The 1672-nt window shown below is 62.5% G+C and carries 1 protein-coding gene, 2 tRNA genes and 1 pseudogene; 3 read left to right on the forward strand and 1 reads right to left on the reverse strand.

Translation table 11 applies throughout. The annotated features are described in order from the left end of the window. Positions 1–213, forward strand: a pseudogene (locus WEB61_RS15250) (hypothetical protein); the annotation flags it as partial. Here the strand turns inward: WEB61_RS15250 and rlmB are convergent. Further along, complete coding sequence (gene rlmB, locus WEB61_RS15255) at positions 210–1043, reverse strand: 23S rRNA (guanosine(2251)-2'-O)-methyltransferase RlmB (RefSeq protein ID WP_368065198.1); 834 nt, start codon at positions 1041–1043, stop codon at positions 210–212. The pseudogene WEB61_RS15250 and the gene rlmB overlap by 4 nt on opposite strands. A 230-nt stretch (positions 1044–1273) precedes the next feature. Between rlmB and WEB61_RS15260 the strand changes: the two genes are divergently transcribed. Beyond that, positions 1274–1358, forward strand: a tRNA-Tyr gene (locus tag WEB61_RS15260). 54 nt (positions 1359–1412) lie between these two features. Further along, a tRNA-Gly gene (locus tag WEB61_RS15265) sits at positions 1413–1486 on the forward strand. The last annotated feature ends 186 nt before the right edge of the window (positions 1487–1672 follow it).

Genomic DNA, 1672 nt, shown 5'->3' on the forward strand with positions numbered 1-1672 from the left:
GCCGCGCAGCTCATCAAGACGCGCGATACCGCGGCGGCGACATCAGCCGCATCTCTTATGCCGTCTGCGGCAGCGGCCAATCGCTGGCTTTTCTATTCTCCGAACGGAGTGGCCCGTAGCGTGGCAGCGCTCTTCGACGAACTTAGCCGCTTCATGTCGACACGCGAGGTAGCGCAGGTCTGCGATGCGAGCCTGAATTTCTTCGGCACCTAGGCGGTGCGACGGAACAGCTCGTAAAGGGCGACGGCCGCGGCGTTGGAGACATTGAGACTCTTCATCGGCCCGGCGGCGGGCAGGCGGGCGAGCAGGTCGCAATGCTCGCGGGTGAGACGCCGGAGACCCGTCCCCTCGGCACCGAGCACCAGGGCAACGCGGGGCGAGAGATTGAGATCAGGGAGGGAGGCCTCGCCATCGCCGTCGAGGCCGATCACCTCGAAACCCAGTTCCTTCAATTCGTCGATGGCGCGGACGAGATTGGTGACGCGCGCGATGCGGACCTGTTCGAGGCCGCCCGAGGCCGCTTTGGCCAGCGCGCCGCCGAAGGGCGGGCTGTTGCGGTCTGTGGTGACGAGTGCCGTCGCCCCGAAAACGGCTGCGGACCGGAGAATCGCCCCGAAATTATGTGGATCCGTAACCTGATCCAGCACGACGACGCGGGTGGCACCCTCGCAGGCCTCGGTAACATCGCGTTCGGGAAGGGGTGAGGTGCGGAGCGCGAGGCCTTGGTGGACCGCCCCTGCAGGCAGCAAGGCCGCAACGTCATCATTGTCCATAATTTCCGGACGAAGATCAAAGGCGGTAGCGGGATTGATGCCTTGTCGTGTCAACTCCGCCTCGGCATTGCGCGTCAGGCAAAGACGTTCGGCCGCGCGGGCGGGATTATGCAAGGCAGCCAAAACCGCATGAAAACCATATAGATAGCTGTCATCACCCGGTCGGGTGCCTTTGCTGCCGCCATGGTTCCGGCCATATTTCGCTGGACGCGAGCCGCGCTGCGGGGGGCCGGACGGGCGGGAATGGGAGGGTTGCTTGCGTCTGCTCATGGAGGCGCTTATATTTCGAGCCTCGGGCTCATGCAAACGCCCCCGAACAGTACGCCTTGCCGCACGAAACGGCTGGAGGCGCGCTGCGGGGGTGTTCACGCTTTCGAGACCGGGATTTTAGTTGACACAGCGGCAGCAAACCTGAATAAAGCCGCGCGTGTCCCACGAGGCCGCTAAACCAGTCACATCCGCGAACTTATTGGGATTTCACAACATTTGACATCGGACACGGAGGGGTGCCCGAGTGGCTAAAGGGGACGGACTGTAAATCCGTTGGCTATGCCTACGTTGGTTCGAATCCAACCCCCTCCACCATCCAGCGCAGGCATCAAGACAGGCGAACAGTGCAGGGCCGTACGGACCCGGTCGGCGGGTGTAGCTCAATGGTAGAGCAACAGCCTTCCAAGCTGATGACGAGGGTTCGATTCCCTTCACCCGCTCCAGTCTCCGTGCAGCCGGTGCGGCGCCCCGCCGAGGCGAGATGCGGCCGAAGGCAGAGAGAAGTAGTTAAGAAGAGTTCGAGCGCGGCGCGCTGATCAAGTCCTAACCGATCAATTGAAGGTAGCTAACGTCCATGGCCAAAGAGAAGTTTGAGCGGAACAAGCCGCACTGCAACATCGGGACGATCG

Source organism: Parvibaculum sp., from assembly GCF_040882025.1.
Lineage (GTDB): Bacteria > Pseudomonadota > Alphaproteobacteria > Parvibaculales > Parvibaculaceae > Parvibaculum.